Origin of the sequence: Algoriphagus boseongensis (assembly GCF_004362805.1) — a bacterium.
Classification (GTDB): Bacteria; Bacteroidota; Bacteroidia; order Cytophagales; family Cyclobacteriaceae; genus Algoriphagus; species Algoriphagus boseongensis.
Genome location: NZ_SNYF01000005.1, coordinates 1 through 16471 on the forward strand (window position 1 = coordinate 1; position 16471 = coordinate 16471).

Below are 16471 nucleotides of genomic sequence, written 5' to 3' on the forward strand. Positions count from 1 at the left end.
CGAGGTTGCCGAGGTCGGAACTGCACAGGAAGCTGAGGAAGTCATCACCACGGACACCTGATCTCCATTGGCCAAACCAGCATTTGTATAAGTCGGACTGTTGGTTCCTACATTGGCTCCATTTAATTTCCACTGGTAAACAGGACTTGCTCCGCCATTGACCGGAGTGGCGGTAAAGGTTACACTGGTTCCTTCACAGACTTCATTGCCAGGATCGGCAGTGATACTAACTTCTGCTGTGCAGGAGGATTCGCCTTTTGTAACAACTACGCTTGTACTATTATATATGATTGTGTAATCTGCAGGAAGATTAGTCGTCGAAAAAGTTCCTGTGATCGTTCCGCTGGTCAAGGTAATAATCACATAATCCCCATTGGGGACTGTGCCAGTTTCAGTGACAGTTAAGGTTCCTGCCAGAGTCAAGTTGGAATTTCTCTTTACCTGATCATGTCCATCAATAGCACCTGGTCCACCGTTTCCTGCGATTTCGATAGCCAAAGTACTATTGGCTCCGAAGGGTTGCTGGGTGTTTAAGGTTATGATTCCTGGTGAGAGACCAGGGGCGATTGTTCCTGTGTTAGTTATAGGGATGTTCAAATTGAAAACCCCTAATCCTTTTATTATTCCACTGTTTAGAAAACTTCCGCCAGAGGATAAAGTTGTAGTGCCAGTACTAGTTTTGGTGATGGTTCCGGTATTAGTTAGGTTGAAGGTGCCACTGTTGGAACTCATCTGGCTATTTCCACTGATGTTCAGTAGGCTATTGTTTACCAGCGGAGAAGAAGAGTTGAAGGAGATATTCCCGTTTTGCCAGTTAAGGGTTCCATTATTTGTTAAAGATCCTCCTACACCAAGGAACATGGTTTGGAGTCCTCCATTAATCGTTAGAGTCCTGTTAGCCTGATTGGTGAAGACTCTACCCATACTTCCAGAAGTCCAAGTGGTATTCCCGTTGATAGTCAAGCTGCCAGAACCGGTAATTGTTCCTTGGATTGAAAAATCATTATTAATGGTTAGGTTTCCAGAGCCACTAATGGTGGGAGCGGTGGTGATAGCAGGTCCATCAGAAAAGATCAGTGTTGAAGGAAATACCTGATCAATATTCAATCGGAAATCCCCGCCAGCATTAATAAAGTTACCAGTACCCGAAATAACCGAACCGGTATTATGACTGAAGAATCCCCCATTAGTATTTGCTCCGGTCATTTCAAATGTACCTCCTGCAAAAATCAGATTGCCTGTATTAGTAAAACCGCAAGCAAAGGACCTATAGGTTCCAGCATTGAGGTTGATCGTTCCACTATTTGAAAATGTTCCTGTTCTGAATTCAGATGTCCCTGAGCTGTTCTTATTAACTGTTCCAGTATTGATAAGCGATGGTTGCGTGCTGTTATTTCTGATTTGATTATTTCCATTGATATTCAATATGTTGTTATTGGTCAGAGGAATTGCCGAACTAAAAAAAATATCTCCGTTATCCCAGTCTAGTGTACCATTGTTGGTAATGGAAGCACCTGCATTTAAGAACTTTCCGTCAGTTCCTGAAATGGCAAAAATCCCTCCAGTAGCAATTTCTAAGGCTCCAGGTCCACCAATAAATCCAGATACCCAGGTCATGCTCCCTTGCACCAATAGATCTGTTCCAGGTCCATCAGCTAGGTTGAGGGTGCCTCCTCCCAAATTCAATGTTCCTCCAGTTTCTACCACTACCTGGTCAGTGGTGATTGTAGTAGAAATTGTTACCGTATGCGTATTTCGAATGGTAATTTCTAATTCTGCACTTGTAGGAACTCTATTGGCTGGCACCCAATTCGTTCCGTTAAACTGCTCCCAGGTACCAATTGAATTCCAGTTGCCTGAGGTAAATGAGCGGAATTGGGCAAATGCAAGTCCTTTACGAGCAATTACACTGTTACTTGTGTAAACTAAGGTGTAATCTGCAGGAAGATTGGTTGTCGCAAAAGTTCCTGTAATCGTTCCGCTGGTCAGGGATACGATTACATAATCCCCATCCGGTACCGTTCCAGTCTCGGTAACAGTCAAGGTTCCAGCTAATGTTAAGCTTCCTGAGCGAAGAACTTGATCATGCCCATTAGCCGCTCCTGCGCCTCCGTTTCCTGCGATTTCTATGGCTAGAGTACTAGATGAGGAGAATGGTTGTTGGTTGTTTAAGGTTAAAATACCAGGTGAGAGGCCAGGGGCGATTGTTCCGGTATTCGTCAAGGGAGCGCCAATGGATACGGTTCCTACTCCTTTGATCGTTCCGCTATTGGTAAATGTTGATGCGGCGACATTGAAAAGCGTGGTTAATCCTGCGCTGGTTTTGGTAATCGTTCCAGAATTGGTCAAGGTAACTCCACCAAATGAGTTGGAAAGGCTATTATTTCCGCTAATGGTTAACTGGCCATTGTTTGTAATTGTAGTAGCCGGAAAAGTGCTGATATCTCCAGATTGCCAATCAATCGTTCCGTTGTTTACAAGAGCTGCACTTAGGTTTTTAGCATTTTGAACAGCTCCATTTGCTAGGGTAAGGGTTCTTCCAGCTTGAACTGTAAAGGGTCTTGCAATTAATCCTGTATTCCAGATGGTATTTCCATTGACGGTAAGACTTCCAGTACCCACAATTCCTTCGGTATTGGAACTTGCCACCGCATTTATTGTAAAGTCATGGTTGATGGTCAAATTTCCTGGTCCAGTAATCTTTCCGAGATTAAAAGTTGGGGCAATAGACCCTAGGGAGAAAAATACGGTAGATGGAAAAACCAAATCGGAGTTTAACTCAAGAGTACTATTCGTTATTTTGAAATTTCCAGAACCACTGATTACAGACCCTGTATTATGTTTGAAAAATTGATTGATTTGTTCGAAAGTGCCTCCGCCAAAATTCAGGGTTCCGGTATTGGTGAAAATTGCATTTCTACTGATAAATGTCCCTGCATTCAGGTTGATGGTTCCACTGTTATTAAATGGAAGGGAGCTTGTGGAAAATTCAGTAATTCCAGAACTGGTCTTGGTGATGGTGCCGGTATTGGTAAAGCTTGGATGATTGGCAGAAGCTGAAATGGTGTTATTCCCATTAATGTTGAACTGGCTATTATTGACTAGCAGTGCAGTGCTGGTTAATAAATTTCCGGCTTCCCAGTTAACAGTCCCATTATTAGTGAAAGGAGAACCGATGGTTTTGGTGGAAGTAGTAAATATTGAAAAGACCCCTCCATTAGCCACTTCGGTAGTCCCTGGTCCCAATAGACTACCTGAATTCCATGTAAAAGTTCCTTGGATTAGCAAATCTGTCCCTGTTCCATCGGCCAGATTTAGCGTGCTGCTTAATGCAAGTGTTCCAACAGATTCTACAGTGATTTGGTCAGCCGTTGCCGTTGCTGCAACTGTTACCGTATGAGGAGACCGGATTGTGATCGCACCATTGCTACTGGAGGGGGCTAAACCGGCAGCCACCCAATTGGTGCCGTCAAATCGCTCCCAGGTGGAAGCAGAGGCCCAATTGCCAGTGGCAGCGGATCGGTAGTCATCCACTTGCTGGGCTGAAAGAGTGGGGATCAGCAAGATCAAAAAAGAAAGTGCTAGTCCGTAGCGTAAAAGATTTCCCATGACCATAGAGTTTAGAGGAGTTAAAATCACCCCTAAAACTAGATGGCTATTAGACAGGGTACAATCCCTTAATCCTGTGATTGTTAGTGGCTAAAAAATACCTGAAAGTAGGTAGAAAAGGTTGGCTGAAAAGTGCTAAACTTGTTAATCTTGAAAAAAGATAAACAGGTTAAAATCCAGATTTAGAATGGGATTTAAAAGGCAAAATACTTTTGGGAATTACTAAGGTTTTTAATTCAGATAAGAACTATGTCAGGTAGGATCAATTTTCTTTCTCTCGTTTTTGCTTTACTCTTTATCCTTCCTGTTAATGCACAAAAAATCAATGAAGATAGTCTTCGCAAGGTAATAGATTCATCTGTCCTGGATACTGTTCGGGTAGATGCTATGCTCACCTTGGCCAATTACCTTCTCAGACATAAACAAGATGAAAAGGCTGGTCTTCCTCTACTCAATGAAGCCTTTTCCCTTGCTTCCAATGCCAAGCTTCCTAACCATTTAGCTAGGTATTACCTGATTTACAGCAATTACCTCTACATGCAGAATGACTGGGCAGGGAGTATTGAAAACCTGAAAAAGATGCAGGAAGTGGCCAAGGAGATTCCTGATGCAGCACAGAGGGAGGATGCCATTATGAAATCCACCAATAACCTGGCGGGTATTCACTATTTCAACGGGGATTTTATTGGTGCTTTGGAATACCATCTCAAAGCTTTGGAGCAAGTTGAGCAGCTTCCACATAACGCAGACAGCAAGGCGACCCTTTATGTCAATATCGCCAGCGATTATCGTCTACTTAATTTGTATGGGAAATCCTATGAATACGTCAGCAAGATCACCCCTATGCTTTCAGAAATGAGCGACGTATTGAAGGTGCCCTATTTTTATGAATTGTTCCAAAGCCAAATCAATACCGGAAGAGGAGAGGAAGCTTTTCAAACTCTCCAGGTGATCAAAAATGGATTCGACACTTTTGACCTCAATGAAGGGCAAATGCAGGATCTTAGAATTCAGTTTCATGAGCAGTCCGGGATCTACGAGATGGTGATTACCAAAAATTACCAGGAAGCCCTGAGACAATTCGAACTTTGGAATAAAGCTTCCCAAGAGGCCAATGCGGACTATTCCATTGTAGAATCTTCTTTCAATTTAGGAACTGCTTTGGATTCTCTTCATCAGTATGAGCGCGCTATCCCCGTACTTCGGCAGGCCTACAACCAAGCTATAGAATTTGAGCTTGCCGAATTTGCCCTAAAATCAGCCAAATTATTGGCAAAAATCTATTCCAGAGTCAATCAGGATAGCGAGGGATTGAAGTTCGCCACTCGAGCTATCCATCTTAATGACAGCATTATTTCTTCTGAAAAACTAAAGGAGCTAAACTTTTTGGAAGCAAAATATCAGGCAAAAATGAAGGAAGAGCAGATCGCCAAGCTTAACCTTTTAAATGCAGAGAAGGAATTGGAAGTAGTCAAGCGAAATCGGATGATTCTGGCAATAAGCATTGGAGGTTCGTTAGGTTTGATTTTATTGGGATTGTTCTACCGAAACGCAAAGCAGAAACAGATCATTGCTGAAAAAGACCAGAAGATTCAAGAGGATCAAATCAAGTTTTTGGAGCGACAGCAGCAGGTTATTTCCCTACAATCCATGATCAATGGGCAGGAAACCGAACGAACTCGGATTGCCAAGGACTTGCACGATGGGTTGGGCGGACTTTTTTCTACGATCAAAATGCACTTCAGCACCCTTCAGCATGAGCAACCCAATTTGAAAACTGAGCCTCTTTTCTCCAAAAGTTACGACATGGTGAATACTGCTTCGGAAGAAGTCAGGCGAATTGCCCATAACATGATGCCGGAGGTACTGATCAAAATGGGTTTGGTACAGGCCACTCGGGAATTGTGCAATAGCATCAGTGCGGGAAAATTACTTCAGGTTTCCTTGCAGCCTTATGGAATGGAGCAGCGGCTCAGCCCATCCACTGAAGTTATGCTGTTCCGGATCCTTCAGGAACTATTGAACAATATAATCAAGCATTCTGAGGCTACTGAGGCGATTATTCAGTTTAACCGAGAGGGAAACAGGCTTTCTGTGACTGTGGAGGACAATGGGCGGGGATTCAGTCTGGCCGAATCAGATACCAAGCCCCATGCCGGACTTAGTTCTGTGGAGAGCCGGGTGAATTACCTAAATGGAAAAATCTCCATAGATTCCCAAAAAGAAGTGGGTACAACCGTGATGATGGACTTTTTGATAAATGAATAAAAGGAAAGGATTTTGTATTTTCAGACTGAATGAACCTCTGCTATGCTATCCATTCTGATTATTGATGATCATCCTTTAGTGGGAGACGGAATTGCCATGATGATCCGGGAAGTCGAATATCTGCGGATCGAGGGAATGTCTAAAACAGCCCAAGAGGCCTTGGATTTTTTGGAAACCCATCATCCCGATATCATTCTTTTGGATATCAGTCTTCCGGATATGGATGGACTGGAGCTTTGCTCACTCATCCGTAAAAAAAATAAACAGGCAAAAATAATTGGTCTTACTTCCACCAATGAGGCGGGGATTGTTACCCAGTTTTTGGCTAATGGAGCCAATGGGTATTTGTTGAAAAATATGGAGCGGGAAGAATTGCTTCAGGCTATCGAGGAAGTGAGAAATGACCGGATTTTTCTAAGCAAAGCAGCCAATCAGAAGATTCTGGAACAATACCATTCTCTCCGTGAGGCGATGCAAAATACTCCCGTGCTGACCCGAAGGGAGAAAGAGATTCTTGCCCTTCTGCACAATGGCTACTCAGGTCCGGGAATTGCCGAAAAGTTATTTTTGAGCCTTCATACGGTAGAAACCCATCGCAAAAACCTGATGCAGAAGCTTAACGCCAACACTACTCCTCAATTGCTGAAGGTGGCACGGGATTTTAAACTGGTTTAGATTCTAGATATAAAATAGAAGGGCGGAGCTTAAATTAGGAATACTGGGTTTAAACCAGAACCAAATTTCTATGGAACCTGCTTTAGCTATTTCTTACAATTGTTTTAAACTTATTTGTTTTCCGGAATTTCCCCCGATTTCCCGGAACATCAGTCTTTCATTAGCTAGAAAGGTCTGGTAATACGCTCCATTGAGTTCCTTGAAGTTTGAATTTTCCCCGAACGAAAGCTCAAATTCTACCCGCCGATTGGCCGTTCTGGTTTTCCATGCTCCCTCACCCAACAATTGGGTGCCTCGGTAAACTTCTACCTTGCCAATGGATAAAAAAATAAAATTGATTCCCTCAAAAAGCCCCACTCTTTCCACCCCATTTTCCTCATAAAACTCAAGCCTCCATTGCTCAGTGGTCAGGGTATTAATGAGAAATTCATCACTTCGGGGAATTTCCTCTTTTTCTGTACAAGAGAATAAAAGTCCAAGTATAAAAAGTGTCAGTATTCGTTTCATTTTGCCAATTTTTAAAAACTAACGAAAAATACTTTTTCAGGGTTAAAGCCTACCCAACCTAAAAATTGGGATAATTAGGTTGGGATTTTTCTTTCCTATAAAACCAACTTAAATAAATGCAGCTCCTAGCATTACTCCAAAAAGGACCAAGGCATAGATCGCAAGGATCACTACGGTATAGATTCCCATAAACTTAAACAGGGACTTCAGATTGGAAAGAGCATGGGTAAATTCTTCTGTGGTTTTGGAGCGGATGGAGCTCTGGATTTTTACAGAAAAGCGATAGAGATAAAGCACAGGAAAGAAAAATAGCACTGCCATCAGCACATAGACTAAACCGACAGCTCCGGAAATACTAGCAGGAAGCTCGTCCAATTCTCCACCAGCCAATGAACTGATAAAGGCGCTGTAAAAAATGCCCAATAAGACCAAAAGGCCTAAGCCTACAAAACTGACAATGGCCATGAATTTGCCCCAGCGGGCGGTTTCCATCAGGAAGCCCAAAGCAGGTCTTTCCAAGGTAAGTGTTTGTGGAGTCTCGGATTGGTTGGTAAAGTTTTCTTCCATAAGAATAAAATCAGATAAGTGTAAGGGTTGAATTAAACCCCAATTAACTCCAGGGTTCTCGGAATCCAAATACCCAATATTGGGTATTTTTTGAGGGTATTTTCTCGAAAAGACGAATTGGAGAAGGGGGGATATTTGTTTTTTGAACCACATAGAAACAGAGAAAGAAATTTTCTCGCAAAAGCGCACAGAAGCTTAGGGAAAAGATTGAAATGGCTTTTGTCCAAAGTTTATAGCTATAGGTTTATATCGGGGACCAAATTGATTCCATTATTCTAAAGAGCAGCTTTATCAACTTGACTGAGTAATTTTTGCTAACCTAGAGTTTTTTTCTTCTTATTTTCGGAATGAAACAGCCAAAATAACCAGCCTTGAAATCCCTTGCTATTCTTACGTTTTTGACCTTGTTCACCTGGACTCAGAGGACGCCTCAAAAGGATTGCGAACTCCGAAAATCCGCTGAGGGTATAGAAGTTTATACCTGTAAAACAGCAGATTCCAAAATCAATTCCATCCAATCTTCATTTATCCTTGATGCTCCTCTTTCGACGCTAGCGGAAGCCTTGTTGGATTGGAAGAATTTTCATCAATGGCAATACAAAATCCGGAAAACGGAAATGCTTAAGTCCATTTCCAAGGACGAATTTATTTATCGGGCCGAACTCGATGCCCCATGGCCGGTCGCTGACCGGGATATGATTTTGCATGTGAAAATGGCTCCTAGTTCCAAGCCTGGGGAATATCTCTTTTCTACGATCGGCATACCCGATTTTATCCCTCCAAAGGAAGGATTTATCAGAGTGCCCGTAAGTGAGGGGCATTGGAAAATCAAAGTGGTAGGTAAAGATCAGCTGGAAATCCAGCACAGCCTCTCAGTCGATCCGGGAGGGGTTATTCCTACTTGGTTGTTGAACCTTTCCCTGGCAGAGGGTCCCTTTGAGACCTATACAAACCTCAGGGAGCGTTTGGCGGAAAATAAATGAGCCAAGAATCATTTTCCAATATTCAATAAACAATGCCTCGGGGGGATTTATCGGATGGATATGTTGATTTCTTCAAATTTTTCAATCCTCCAATCTTTTAATTTTTCAATTTTGCCGACATGAAGACGATGTGGATCACTCCAGAAGGATTGGAAAAAGTCAAGGCCGAACTGGATCACTTATGGAAAGTAGAGCGTCCCGAAATCACCCAAAAAGTGGCTTGGGCGGCCAGCTTGGGGGATCGCTCTGAAAATGCGGATTACCATTACAATAAAAAAAGACTTCGTGAAATAGATCGACGGGTACACTACCTGCGCAAGTGCATCGATGACCTCAAGGTGATTCCTTACTCGCCCTTTCAAGAGGGAAAAGTATTGTTTGGAGCATGGGTCGAGATCGAGAATTCCAAAGGACATAAGATTCGTATCCGAATCGTAGGAGGAGAGGAGATTTTTGAGCGAAGGGATTATATCTCGATAGATTCACCCATGGCTCAGGCCCTGCTGAAAAAAGAAGTAGGGGATGAGGTCATCGTCCAAACTCCAGCCATGCAGATGACTTGGAAGGTGAAGAAGATTGAGTATGAGAAATAAGTGTGGGTTTTCTTCCTGTTGAAGATTGATGTCAATTGAGAAAGGTGTGAATTGCTATTCAGAAGAATGGAAGTTCAGTACAACGCAATTCCCCCTTTCTTAAAGGGGGTGAGGGGGATTTATATTTTTTTCACCATTGGCCGTAATTGAAGGTTTTAGGCTTTTTACTGTTCTTTTGGTTTGGATCCTATTCTTAGGATATGAAACTGCCTAGGCCACGTCTATACTCTGAGGAGAGAAAAGCTAATTGCAAATCTTATTAATCAGATGAAAAAAGATTGATGACAATTTCAAACTTTTTGACCTTGAAATTGTCCTTAAGACATGGAAAATACTTATCCCAATTGGATGTCTACCTGCCTGAAATTGGCAGCAGTGTATAATATACTCTGGGGAGCCTGGGTGGTGATTTGGCCCCATATCTTTTTCGAATGGACGGGAATGCCTCCCTTGCAGCATCCCACCATTTGGCAAGGTACCGGAATGATCGTAGGCGTCTACGGCTTGGGCTATTGGTGGGCCAGCTACAATCCCCTCAAGCACTGGCCCATCGTTGCGGTCGGTTTTCTGGGGAAAATCTTTGGCCCCCTAGGATTTCTGTTCAATTACCTGGTATTAAAAGAAATCCCTTTTCAGTTCAGCTATACCCTTTACACCAACGATTTGATTTGGTGGGTTCCTTTTTTCCTGATTCTCCAAAGAGTACATACCGAAACGAGATGGCAGCTTCGATAATCCAAGTTTTAGTTTTTGGACTTGGGTCTCTTTTTTATACCTCATAAAATAAAAAGCTATGGATGCGATTCGTCTGTCGGTTGACTCAGGGTTTTTCATCTTGGTTTGGCTGGTGCAAGTCATCATTTATCCTTCCTTTCGATATATAGACAGCAGAAAGCTTGATTTCTGGCACCAGTTGTATACCCAAAAGATCCTCTATTTCGTGGGGCCTTTATTGTTTGTTCAGACCGGTGTGATCGCCTTACAAATCCTTTGGGATCCCCTCATTTTCATGCTAGACGGATTGCTTCTAGGCATTATTTGGATTAACACCTTTTTCTTTGCCATTCCCATTCACAATACTATTGATCAAGGCGAAAGTTTAGAAAGTGCGCTTCCAAAGCTTCTTCGTGTCAATCTGTGGAGGTCACTTTTGTGGACTGTTTTGTTTCTACTTTCTCTAGGTCGAGCTTGGGTAGGGTGATTTTGGATTGGTTTGCTGAGGAATTTCAAATTCGAGAAATAGAAAAGAAACGTATCTCTATATAGTTTTCTAGGACTCAGCTTAGTGTAGCTTTCTACAACAAGAAGGGTTTTAACTTTCTCTCCCTATAGACCTTGAGAGATTTTTTTAGGCTTTTCTCTCTGTTCTTTTGGCTTGACTTAGGACGAGCGTAATAAAATGTCCAGTGGATATTTTTAGCGAGGGGCCAGATGTAGGGGAGGGGAAAGGTCAAGATTTGCCCCGATAGCTATCGGGGTTCCGCCCACAAGGCCGACCCACACCCCGCTGCTGCGTCGGCCCACCCGCAGGTATTCCAAATGTAGTTTTGCTTTTAAAAGCTAAATTCTATTTGGATGCCACTGGCCCTTCGGGATTTGTGGTTTTTTCGAAGAGAAGGAAGGCGTTAAGAAAATGACTTAGCTCCCGACTTTAGGAGGGAGATCCAGTCATTTTTAGCCTTTCGAGCGAGAAAAAATCCATCCAAATCCGAACTTCCCTTTATATAAAATTAGGCTGGATGGAAACAAATAACGGGGCCGAGGCTTTTGGGTACTTTTGGCCTTCAAAAGTACCAGAGAAAAAAAAATAGAGGTTCTTGAGATGGGTTAATAAGGATAGATTTATTAGCTCAATGGGATTCTTTGGAGAGAAAACCTCAAATTCCTGAAAAAGAAAAAGGTGTAGCCGCCGAATCTCATCGAGGACTACACCTTTTTCTAGTAAATCATTTTGCCCAAATGGGTCAAATTATTCAACCATTAGTAAAGCAGGCTGTTTCCAAGTGCCATTCAAAGCTTCTTCCTTAGGCCAGTAGATTCGCAAAACCATAAAGAAAGGTCCTTTTGGTGCAGGTAGCCAGTTGCTTTCCAGATCCTTTCCCGGAGACTCATTTTGGATATAAAGGGTAATTCCACCATCGGCATCCCGTTTGAAATCAGGGATCATCGGGGAATTGAGTAGGTATCGGTTGATCGGATTGGCATAGAGTAGGCTGGAGGGTAGTTCATACAAAGTCATGGACCAGAAAGCCTTGGCCGGAGGGAGTTGGTCAGCCATAAACTTCACGGTGTATTTGTTCGTTCCATCCAACCCCTTTCCGTTGGAATCAACGAGGTATAAAGGATACATCGCCTCTTCTTTAGAATTGCCATAAATTCCAATTATTGCTGCGGCCATTCGGTAGAGGTAATTGTTTTTAAGAAACTCCCTCGTTCCAAAGCAATCTCCGGAAACCACTTTTCCCGCATCCATTTCTTTCTTCAATTCTGCAAATTCTGTCCAGGCGTCAGCCATACCTTGCTCAATGGCAGCTTTTATTTCCGGTGAGAGCTTTTCAATATCAAAATCCTTTCCTGCTCCTACGCCGATTTTTGAAAAACGCTCCATCAATTCCACTTCAGAAGAGTGTGTGGGGCAAAACTGTAAGGTGAAATTGAGGACTTTAAAGAACTCAAGTGATGACTTTTGCTGCTCTGGGGTAAGTGGTTGGATGAAATCGATAGGTTTTGCAACTTCTGGACTTGGTTGACCAAGGAACTCAGAGAGAGGCTGGGCTTTGTATCCTTCCTGTATTTTTACCACATTTTCACTGTCACTTGGATTGAATAATTGGGTTCTGTAAGGAACCAGTACCAATTCGGTTTCTGTATGAATGATCTTCTCGATTCCTTCGGGTTTCTCGCCTTTCCAATTTGGCCCGGCAATCAGGAAGCTGCCACCACCATTTCCCGTTGTCCGGGTACCGATGTAATCAAAGTTATGCGTATAAGCGTCCACGAGCTGCAGACTGAAATAGCGGTTCTCTTCAATTGGGGGAACCGTTAGCACCATCGGTTCTGTCCTCAAATCCAATCCAAGGAAAGAATAATAAGTGTCTGAATTAGGAGTTTGAACGGCTTTGTCTTCAGGAGTGAAAACTCTGGAAAAATTTCGAATCTGGTTCCAAGGTCCTTTGTATTCAGGATTTGCCTGATCCACAAAATAGGCATGAGAGATTCTGTAGTTGTCTACCAAAGGGAAACCATAGATGTAGGCCTCCTTGGCGATGGCACGAGCCTCTTCTGGGGTTAGGCTGTTTTCTGAGGTTCCACAACTCCCAAAAAGCAGAAGGAGTATAGAAAAGATAATGAGAGAATTTGTTTTCATAGCTGGATTATTTATCAGAAAGATAAATTTTGATTTTTGATTGCTCATCAACTCATTAGGCTTTTTTTTGAGGGCGATTTGCGCCTGGTTACAGCTATTTTTTTCTATTCCTAGTGGGGATTTTTCCTACAATCATTCTTTTAAAATCCCCCCGACCCCCTTTTCAAGGGGGAGTTTGTTCGGAATTGAGATTAGATTTTGTAGTCAAAGGCAAGGGGCTTTTTCCGTTATCCAATTCTTCTTAGGAAGCTGGCCCTTCGGGATTTGTGGTTTTTTCGAAGTGAGGAAGGGCGTTAAGAAAATGACTTAGCTCTCGAGTTAGGAGAGGACAAGTCGTTAATAAAATGCCCAGTGGGCATTTTTAGACTTGGGCCGGGTGTAGGGTGGGATCATTTTCAGCCTTTCGAGCAAGAAAAAATCCATCCAAAAACTTTCTTTCCTTTTATTGGATCTAAGCTGGATGGAAACAAAGACCGGGGCCAAGTCTTTTTGGTTACTTTTTGGACTTCAAAAAGTGACAAGTATAGGAGTGATGGAGGTTCTTGAGATGGGTAAATGATGACCTCAAGAATTGACCCTTATTGAAGAGTTAATGGTTATGCTCCCTCTTCTTTTGGCTTGATCCAAAAGAAGCAAAAGATCAAGATTTGGCAATGCTTCCCCGCGCATTGCCAACGCACACCCCGCTGCCAAATCTCCCCACCGCACTTGTAGTCAGTTGCCATGTTTGGATTTGAATTAATGACTGTAGTTGGAAAACTTTCAACCCTTTTAGATTAAAGGGGGGGTAGGGGGATTTCCCATGAAATACTAGACCCTTTTTGTATCTTGTTTCTATGACCACTCGAAAAGAATTTCTTAGACAGGCGATTGCTTTAGCGGGCCTATCATTTACTGGAATGAGTTTTTTGTCTCGTGAGGAGCAGGAAATGCAGGTATTCCCTGCCTTCGACCTTCATGCACATCCCGGAAATTTCTTTATGAAAGGAACGGATACCTATCCGGGTGATGAAGGGGTTTCTAAAACTATCTCTGACATGCAATCCGGTCATGTATCTGGCGTGTTCCTGAGTATGGTCATGGACAGGCCCTTGCTCAAGCGAACCGATACTGGCATTGTTCCCACCGGAATGTTTTCAAAAGGGGAAGGCTGGAAAGAGTACAAGCGGCAATTGGCTACGCTGAGTCATCTCTTTTCGATTAATTCCTTAAGCCCTGCCAGGCAGGTCAAGGATTTAACCCGAGCCGTAGAAAAAAATCGGACAGCAGGTTTCTTGAGTTGCGAAGGGGGAGATTTCCTGGAATCTGCTGATCAACTCGATGAGGTATATGCGGATGGAATTCGCTCGATTCAATTGGTCCATTATGCGCCAAATCCATTAGGAGATTTACAAACTCACGAGACTCAACACGATGGACTTTCTCCACTGGGGAAAGAAGTCGTCCGAAAGATGAATTCTCTGGGAATGGTGATTGATGTAGCCCATGCCTCCTATAAGACCGTTCAAGATGTGGCTTCCCTTACCCAAGCTCCGATAATTTTATCGCACAGCATATTAAAAATGGAAGCTGACCGTCCCATTGGCGCACGGGCCATTTCCCCTGAGCATGCCAAACTTATCGCAGAAACGGGTGGGCTGATTGGTGCTTGGCCATCCGGCTTCAACAAGAGCTTTGAAGAGTATGTGGAAAATATCCTTCGCTTGGTGGATGTGGTAGGAATTGATCATGTAGGGATTGGTACCGACATGGATAGCAATTTTAAACCCGTTTTGGATAGCTACCAGCAGATTCCTGCACTGGCATCAGCACTCAGTTCAAAGGGGCTTTCCAAAGAGGAGGTTTCGAAGATCATGTTGGGTAATACCGAGAGGGTTTTGAGGAGTGTGTTGAAAGGGTAGTGGCGTTGAAGTTTAAATCATTGGTAGGATTTCAAACTTTCTTTATCTATTGGCCTTGATGGATTTATTAAGGTCAATTTCTCGGTACTTTTTTCTTGATAAAAAAGTACCCAAAAAATCAAGAATTGCCCCGATAGCTATCGGGGTCCTCACACACATCCCCACCGCACCCTCGCGGCCAATTCCTCCCACCCGCAGGTAATCCAATGAAAGTTTGGAGTCGAAATCCGTGTTTTCCTGATAGAAAAAGAATCTAGTAGTGAGGTTTCCCACCTACCCACTAGTGGGTATTTTTAGGGGTAAAGCCGATTTTAAACGTTTAATGTCGTTTAAAAAATTGGAGAATATTAATCCGTTCATTATCTTTTAGTTACAGTGCTTTTTTACTGGTTTAATTTATTGTTTCACTATTAATTTTTAAAGCCATGGAAAACAAAGTTTCCATTAAAATCTCGGAGGCGGATCAAAAAATTTTGAACGATGCCTTCCAAACCATTCGGGACACTTTTAGGAAGTATGCCTTTACCCTAAGCCCGAAAGACCGTCAAGACCTGCCTAAGATGGCAGATGGTACAGAAGCCTTCGTCATTAAGGCGTTGGAACTGGCAACTAAAAACCCACAATTCAATCCTCCCTTTATGGATTTGGTGGAGATGAAAAAGGACCTGGATGCCTACTTCGAGATCAAGCCTTTTCTGACGATGGCCAAGCAAAGCTGGGATGAATTCAGCGATACAGCCATGGAGGCGGGATCAGAGGCCTATGTGCAGGCCTTGGCCTTTTACAATTCCATCAAACTGGCTGTCAAGATGAAAATCCCGGGAGCCAAAGCCATTTACGAAGAGCTGAAAAAGCGATTTGAGGTTTCTCCAAAATCCAATTCCGGCACGGAGGATTAAGTAAAGAGAAAAGTTGTTTGATTAACCCAAGCCGAGTCGAAAGACTCGGCTTTTTTATGGCTGAATAAAAAAAGCTGGGGACTTCTAGCTTGGTAACTCCTATTTCGAACCTGTGCCATCGCAAGTCAAAAATCCGATCTCGCAAGTAAAATCTCCGATCTCGGTGCTAAAAGACTAGGCACCGCAGGTAAAACATCCGATGACGGATTTTCGAATTCCTCACTCGGACTAAAAACATGCGATGCCGCAGTAAAAACATGCGGTATCGGATTTCCAAGGTGGAGGGGGGTACCTCTGAGGTGGGGTAGGGAGGGGGAATTACAAATTCCTGAAAATAAAAAAGCGGAGTGGCTCCCGATAGTTATTGAGGACTCCGCTTAGGGTAATATGTTAATTCTGGTGGGTGGTTAACGGTCGAGTATTTGCGAAGAAGCGGTTTTAAATGCACTTCCTTTCGGTTAAGCACCAAAGTCAATAAAAATTCTTAAACTTTGAGCAAGCACTGAACCCGCTTTTTTGCAAATACTATGTTGTGCAACGTTTTTTAGGCATATCCATTAATACTCAAATTTTTTAATTCGTCATTTTCAATATAGTATTCAATTTCCCAATAATAACTCCCACCATCTAAAACCATAATCATTCCATTTAGCCAGCCTTTAGAATTTTCTCTATCTGACCAAAAGCAGTTTATTAAAAGGTATTTTTTTCCATTATCATCTATACATCCGAAATATTGTCTTCTGTATTTATGTAGATTTTTATCAATTATTGGGCTTGAAGATTGATTTATTTGCTCCTTATTAATATTTTTAAGCTTAGTTTCAAGTGCTAGTTCGGCTTTTTCAATTTCACTTTTCGTTGGCGTAAAACGTTTTTCAGGTAAAAAGTCTTTATATTCTTTTGGAAAAATTGCAACTTCAAATTTCTTGGTTTTATAATGTAAAGCAATATTTGTAGAGTCAAGTATTTCAATATCGTTGCTTTCTGACCGAAAATTTTCATTTGAATTATCAACCTTTAAGTTTTTATTACAACTTAAAAATACTATTACAGTTATAAACTGGAAAATTATTGATTTCATTTATTTCGTTTTTTTGTA

Annotated in this window: 13 protein-coding genes; 8 read left to right on the plus strand and 5 right to left on the minus strand. The window is 42.4% G+C overall.

Annotation, left to right across the window (positions count from 1 at the left end; all coding sequences use genetic code 11):
- The coding region (locus tag DFQ04_RS00030) for a beta strand repeat-containing protein (protein ID WP_133551441.1) at positions 1–3609 on the minus strand (3609 nt) is incomplete at its 3' end.
- 249 nt (positions 3610–3858) lie between these two features.
- Between DFQ04_RS00030 and DFQ04_RS00035 the strand changes: the two genes are divergently transcribed.
- Both DFQ04_RS00035 and DFQ04_RS00040 read left to right on the plus strand, forming a co-directional pair.
- On the plus strand, positions 3859–5877 hold the full coding sequence (locus tag DFQ04_RS00035; protein ID WP_133551444.1) for a tetratricopeptide repeat-containing sensor histidine kinase: 2019 nt from the start codon (positions 3859–3861) through the stop codon (positions 5875–5877).
- A gap of 42 nt (positions 5878–5919) precedes the next feature.
- Positions 5920–6552 (plus strand): response regulator, encoded by a 633-nt coding sequence (locus DFQ04_RS00040; protein ID WP_133551446.1) that lies wholly within the window; start codon positions 5920–5922, stop codon positions 6550–6552.
- 93 nt (positions 6553–6645) lie between these two features.
- Here the strand turns inward: DFQ04_RS00040 and DFQ04_RS00045 are convergent, their stop codons facing one another.
- Together DFQ04_RS00045 and DFQ04_RS00050 are read right to left on the minus strand one after the other, a co-directional pair.
- Positions 6646–7059, minus strand: a complete 414-nt coding sequence (locus tag DFQ04_RS00045; RefSeq protein WP_133551448.1) for a hypothetical protein — start codon at positions 7057–7059, stop codon at positions 6646–6648.
- A 108-nt stretch (positions 7060–7167) separates the two neighbouring features.
- Positions 7168–7626 carry a DUF5362 family protein gene (locus DFQ04_RS00050; protein ID WP_133551450.1) on the minus strand — a complete coding sequence of 153 codons (459 nt, stop codon included), beginning with the start codon at positions 7624–7626 and terminating at the stop codon, positions 7168–7170.
- 371 nt (positions 7627–7997) lie between these two features.
- Between DFQ04_RS00050 and DFQ04_RS00055 the strand changes: the two genes are divergently transcribed.
- The 4 genes from DFQ04_RS00055 to DFQ04_RS00070 all read left to right on the plus strand — a co-directional run bounded on the left by DFQ04_RS00055 (position 7998) and on the right by DFQ04_RS00070 (position 10403).
- Complete coding sequence (locus DFQ04_RS00055; RefSeq protein ID WP_133551452.1) at positions 7998–8609, plus strand: START domain-containing protein; 612 nt, start codon at positions 7998–8000, stop codon at positions 8607–8609.
- A 119-nt stretch (positions 8610–8728) separates the two neighbouring features.
- Positions 8729–9202, plus strand: coding sequence for a transcription elongation factor GreB (greB, locus tag DFQ04_RS00060; RefSeq protein ID WP_133551454.1), 474 nt, complete (start codon positions 8729–8731; stop codon positions 9200–9202).
- A 324-nt stretch (positions 9203–9526) separates the two neighbouring features.
- Entirely contained in the window at positions 9527–9937 is a 411-nt protein-coding gene (locus DFQ04_RS00065; protein WP_208110493.1) for an alkyl hydroperoxide reductase, read from the plus strand.
- 58 nt (positions 9938–9995) lie between these two features.
- Positions 9996–10403, plus strand: a complete 408-nt coding sequence (locus tag DFQ04_RS00070) for a hypothetical protein (protein ID WP_133551456.1) — start codon at positions 9996–9998, stop codon at positions 10401–10403.
- 768 nt (positions 10404–11171) lie between these two features.
- Here DFQ04_RS00070 and DFQ04_RS00075 read toward each other — a convergent pair.
- Positions 11172–12569: a DUF1254 domain-containing protein gene (locus tag DFQ04_RS00075; protein WP_133551458.1), complete on the minus strand. Its 1398-nt coding sequence runs from the start codon at positions 12567–12569 to the stop codon at positions 11172–11174.
- Between the two features lie 836 nt (positions 12570–13405).
- Between DFQ04_RS00075 and DFQ04_RS00080 the strand changes: the two genes are divergently transcribed.
- Together DFQ04_RS00080 and DFQ04_RS00090 are read left to right on the plus strand one after the other, a co-directional pair.
- Positions 13406–14470, plus strand: a complete 1065-nt coding sequence (locus DFQ04_RS00080) for a dipeptidase (protein ID WP_133551460.1) — start codon at positions 13406–13408, stop codon at positions 14468–14470.
- A 425-nt stretch (positions 14471–14895) separates the two neighbouring features.
- Positions 14896–15369: a hypothetical protein gene (locus DFQ04_RS00090; RefSeq protein ID WP_133551464.1), complete on the plus strand. Its 474-nt coding sequence runs from the start codon at positions 14896–14898 to the stop codon at positions 15367–15369.
- Positions 15370–15913: 544 nt separating this feature from the next.
- Here the strand turns inward: DFQ04_RS00090 and DFQ04_RS00095 are convergent.
- The gene (locus DFQ04_RS00095; protein ID WP_133551466.1) at positions 15914–16453 is read right to left on the minus strand and encodes a hypothetical protein; all 540 of its coding nucleotides are present in this window, start codon (positions 16451–16453) and stop codon (positions 15914–15916) included.
- Between the last annotated feature and the right edge of the window lie 18 nt (positions 16454–16471).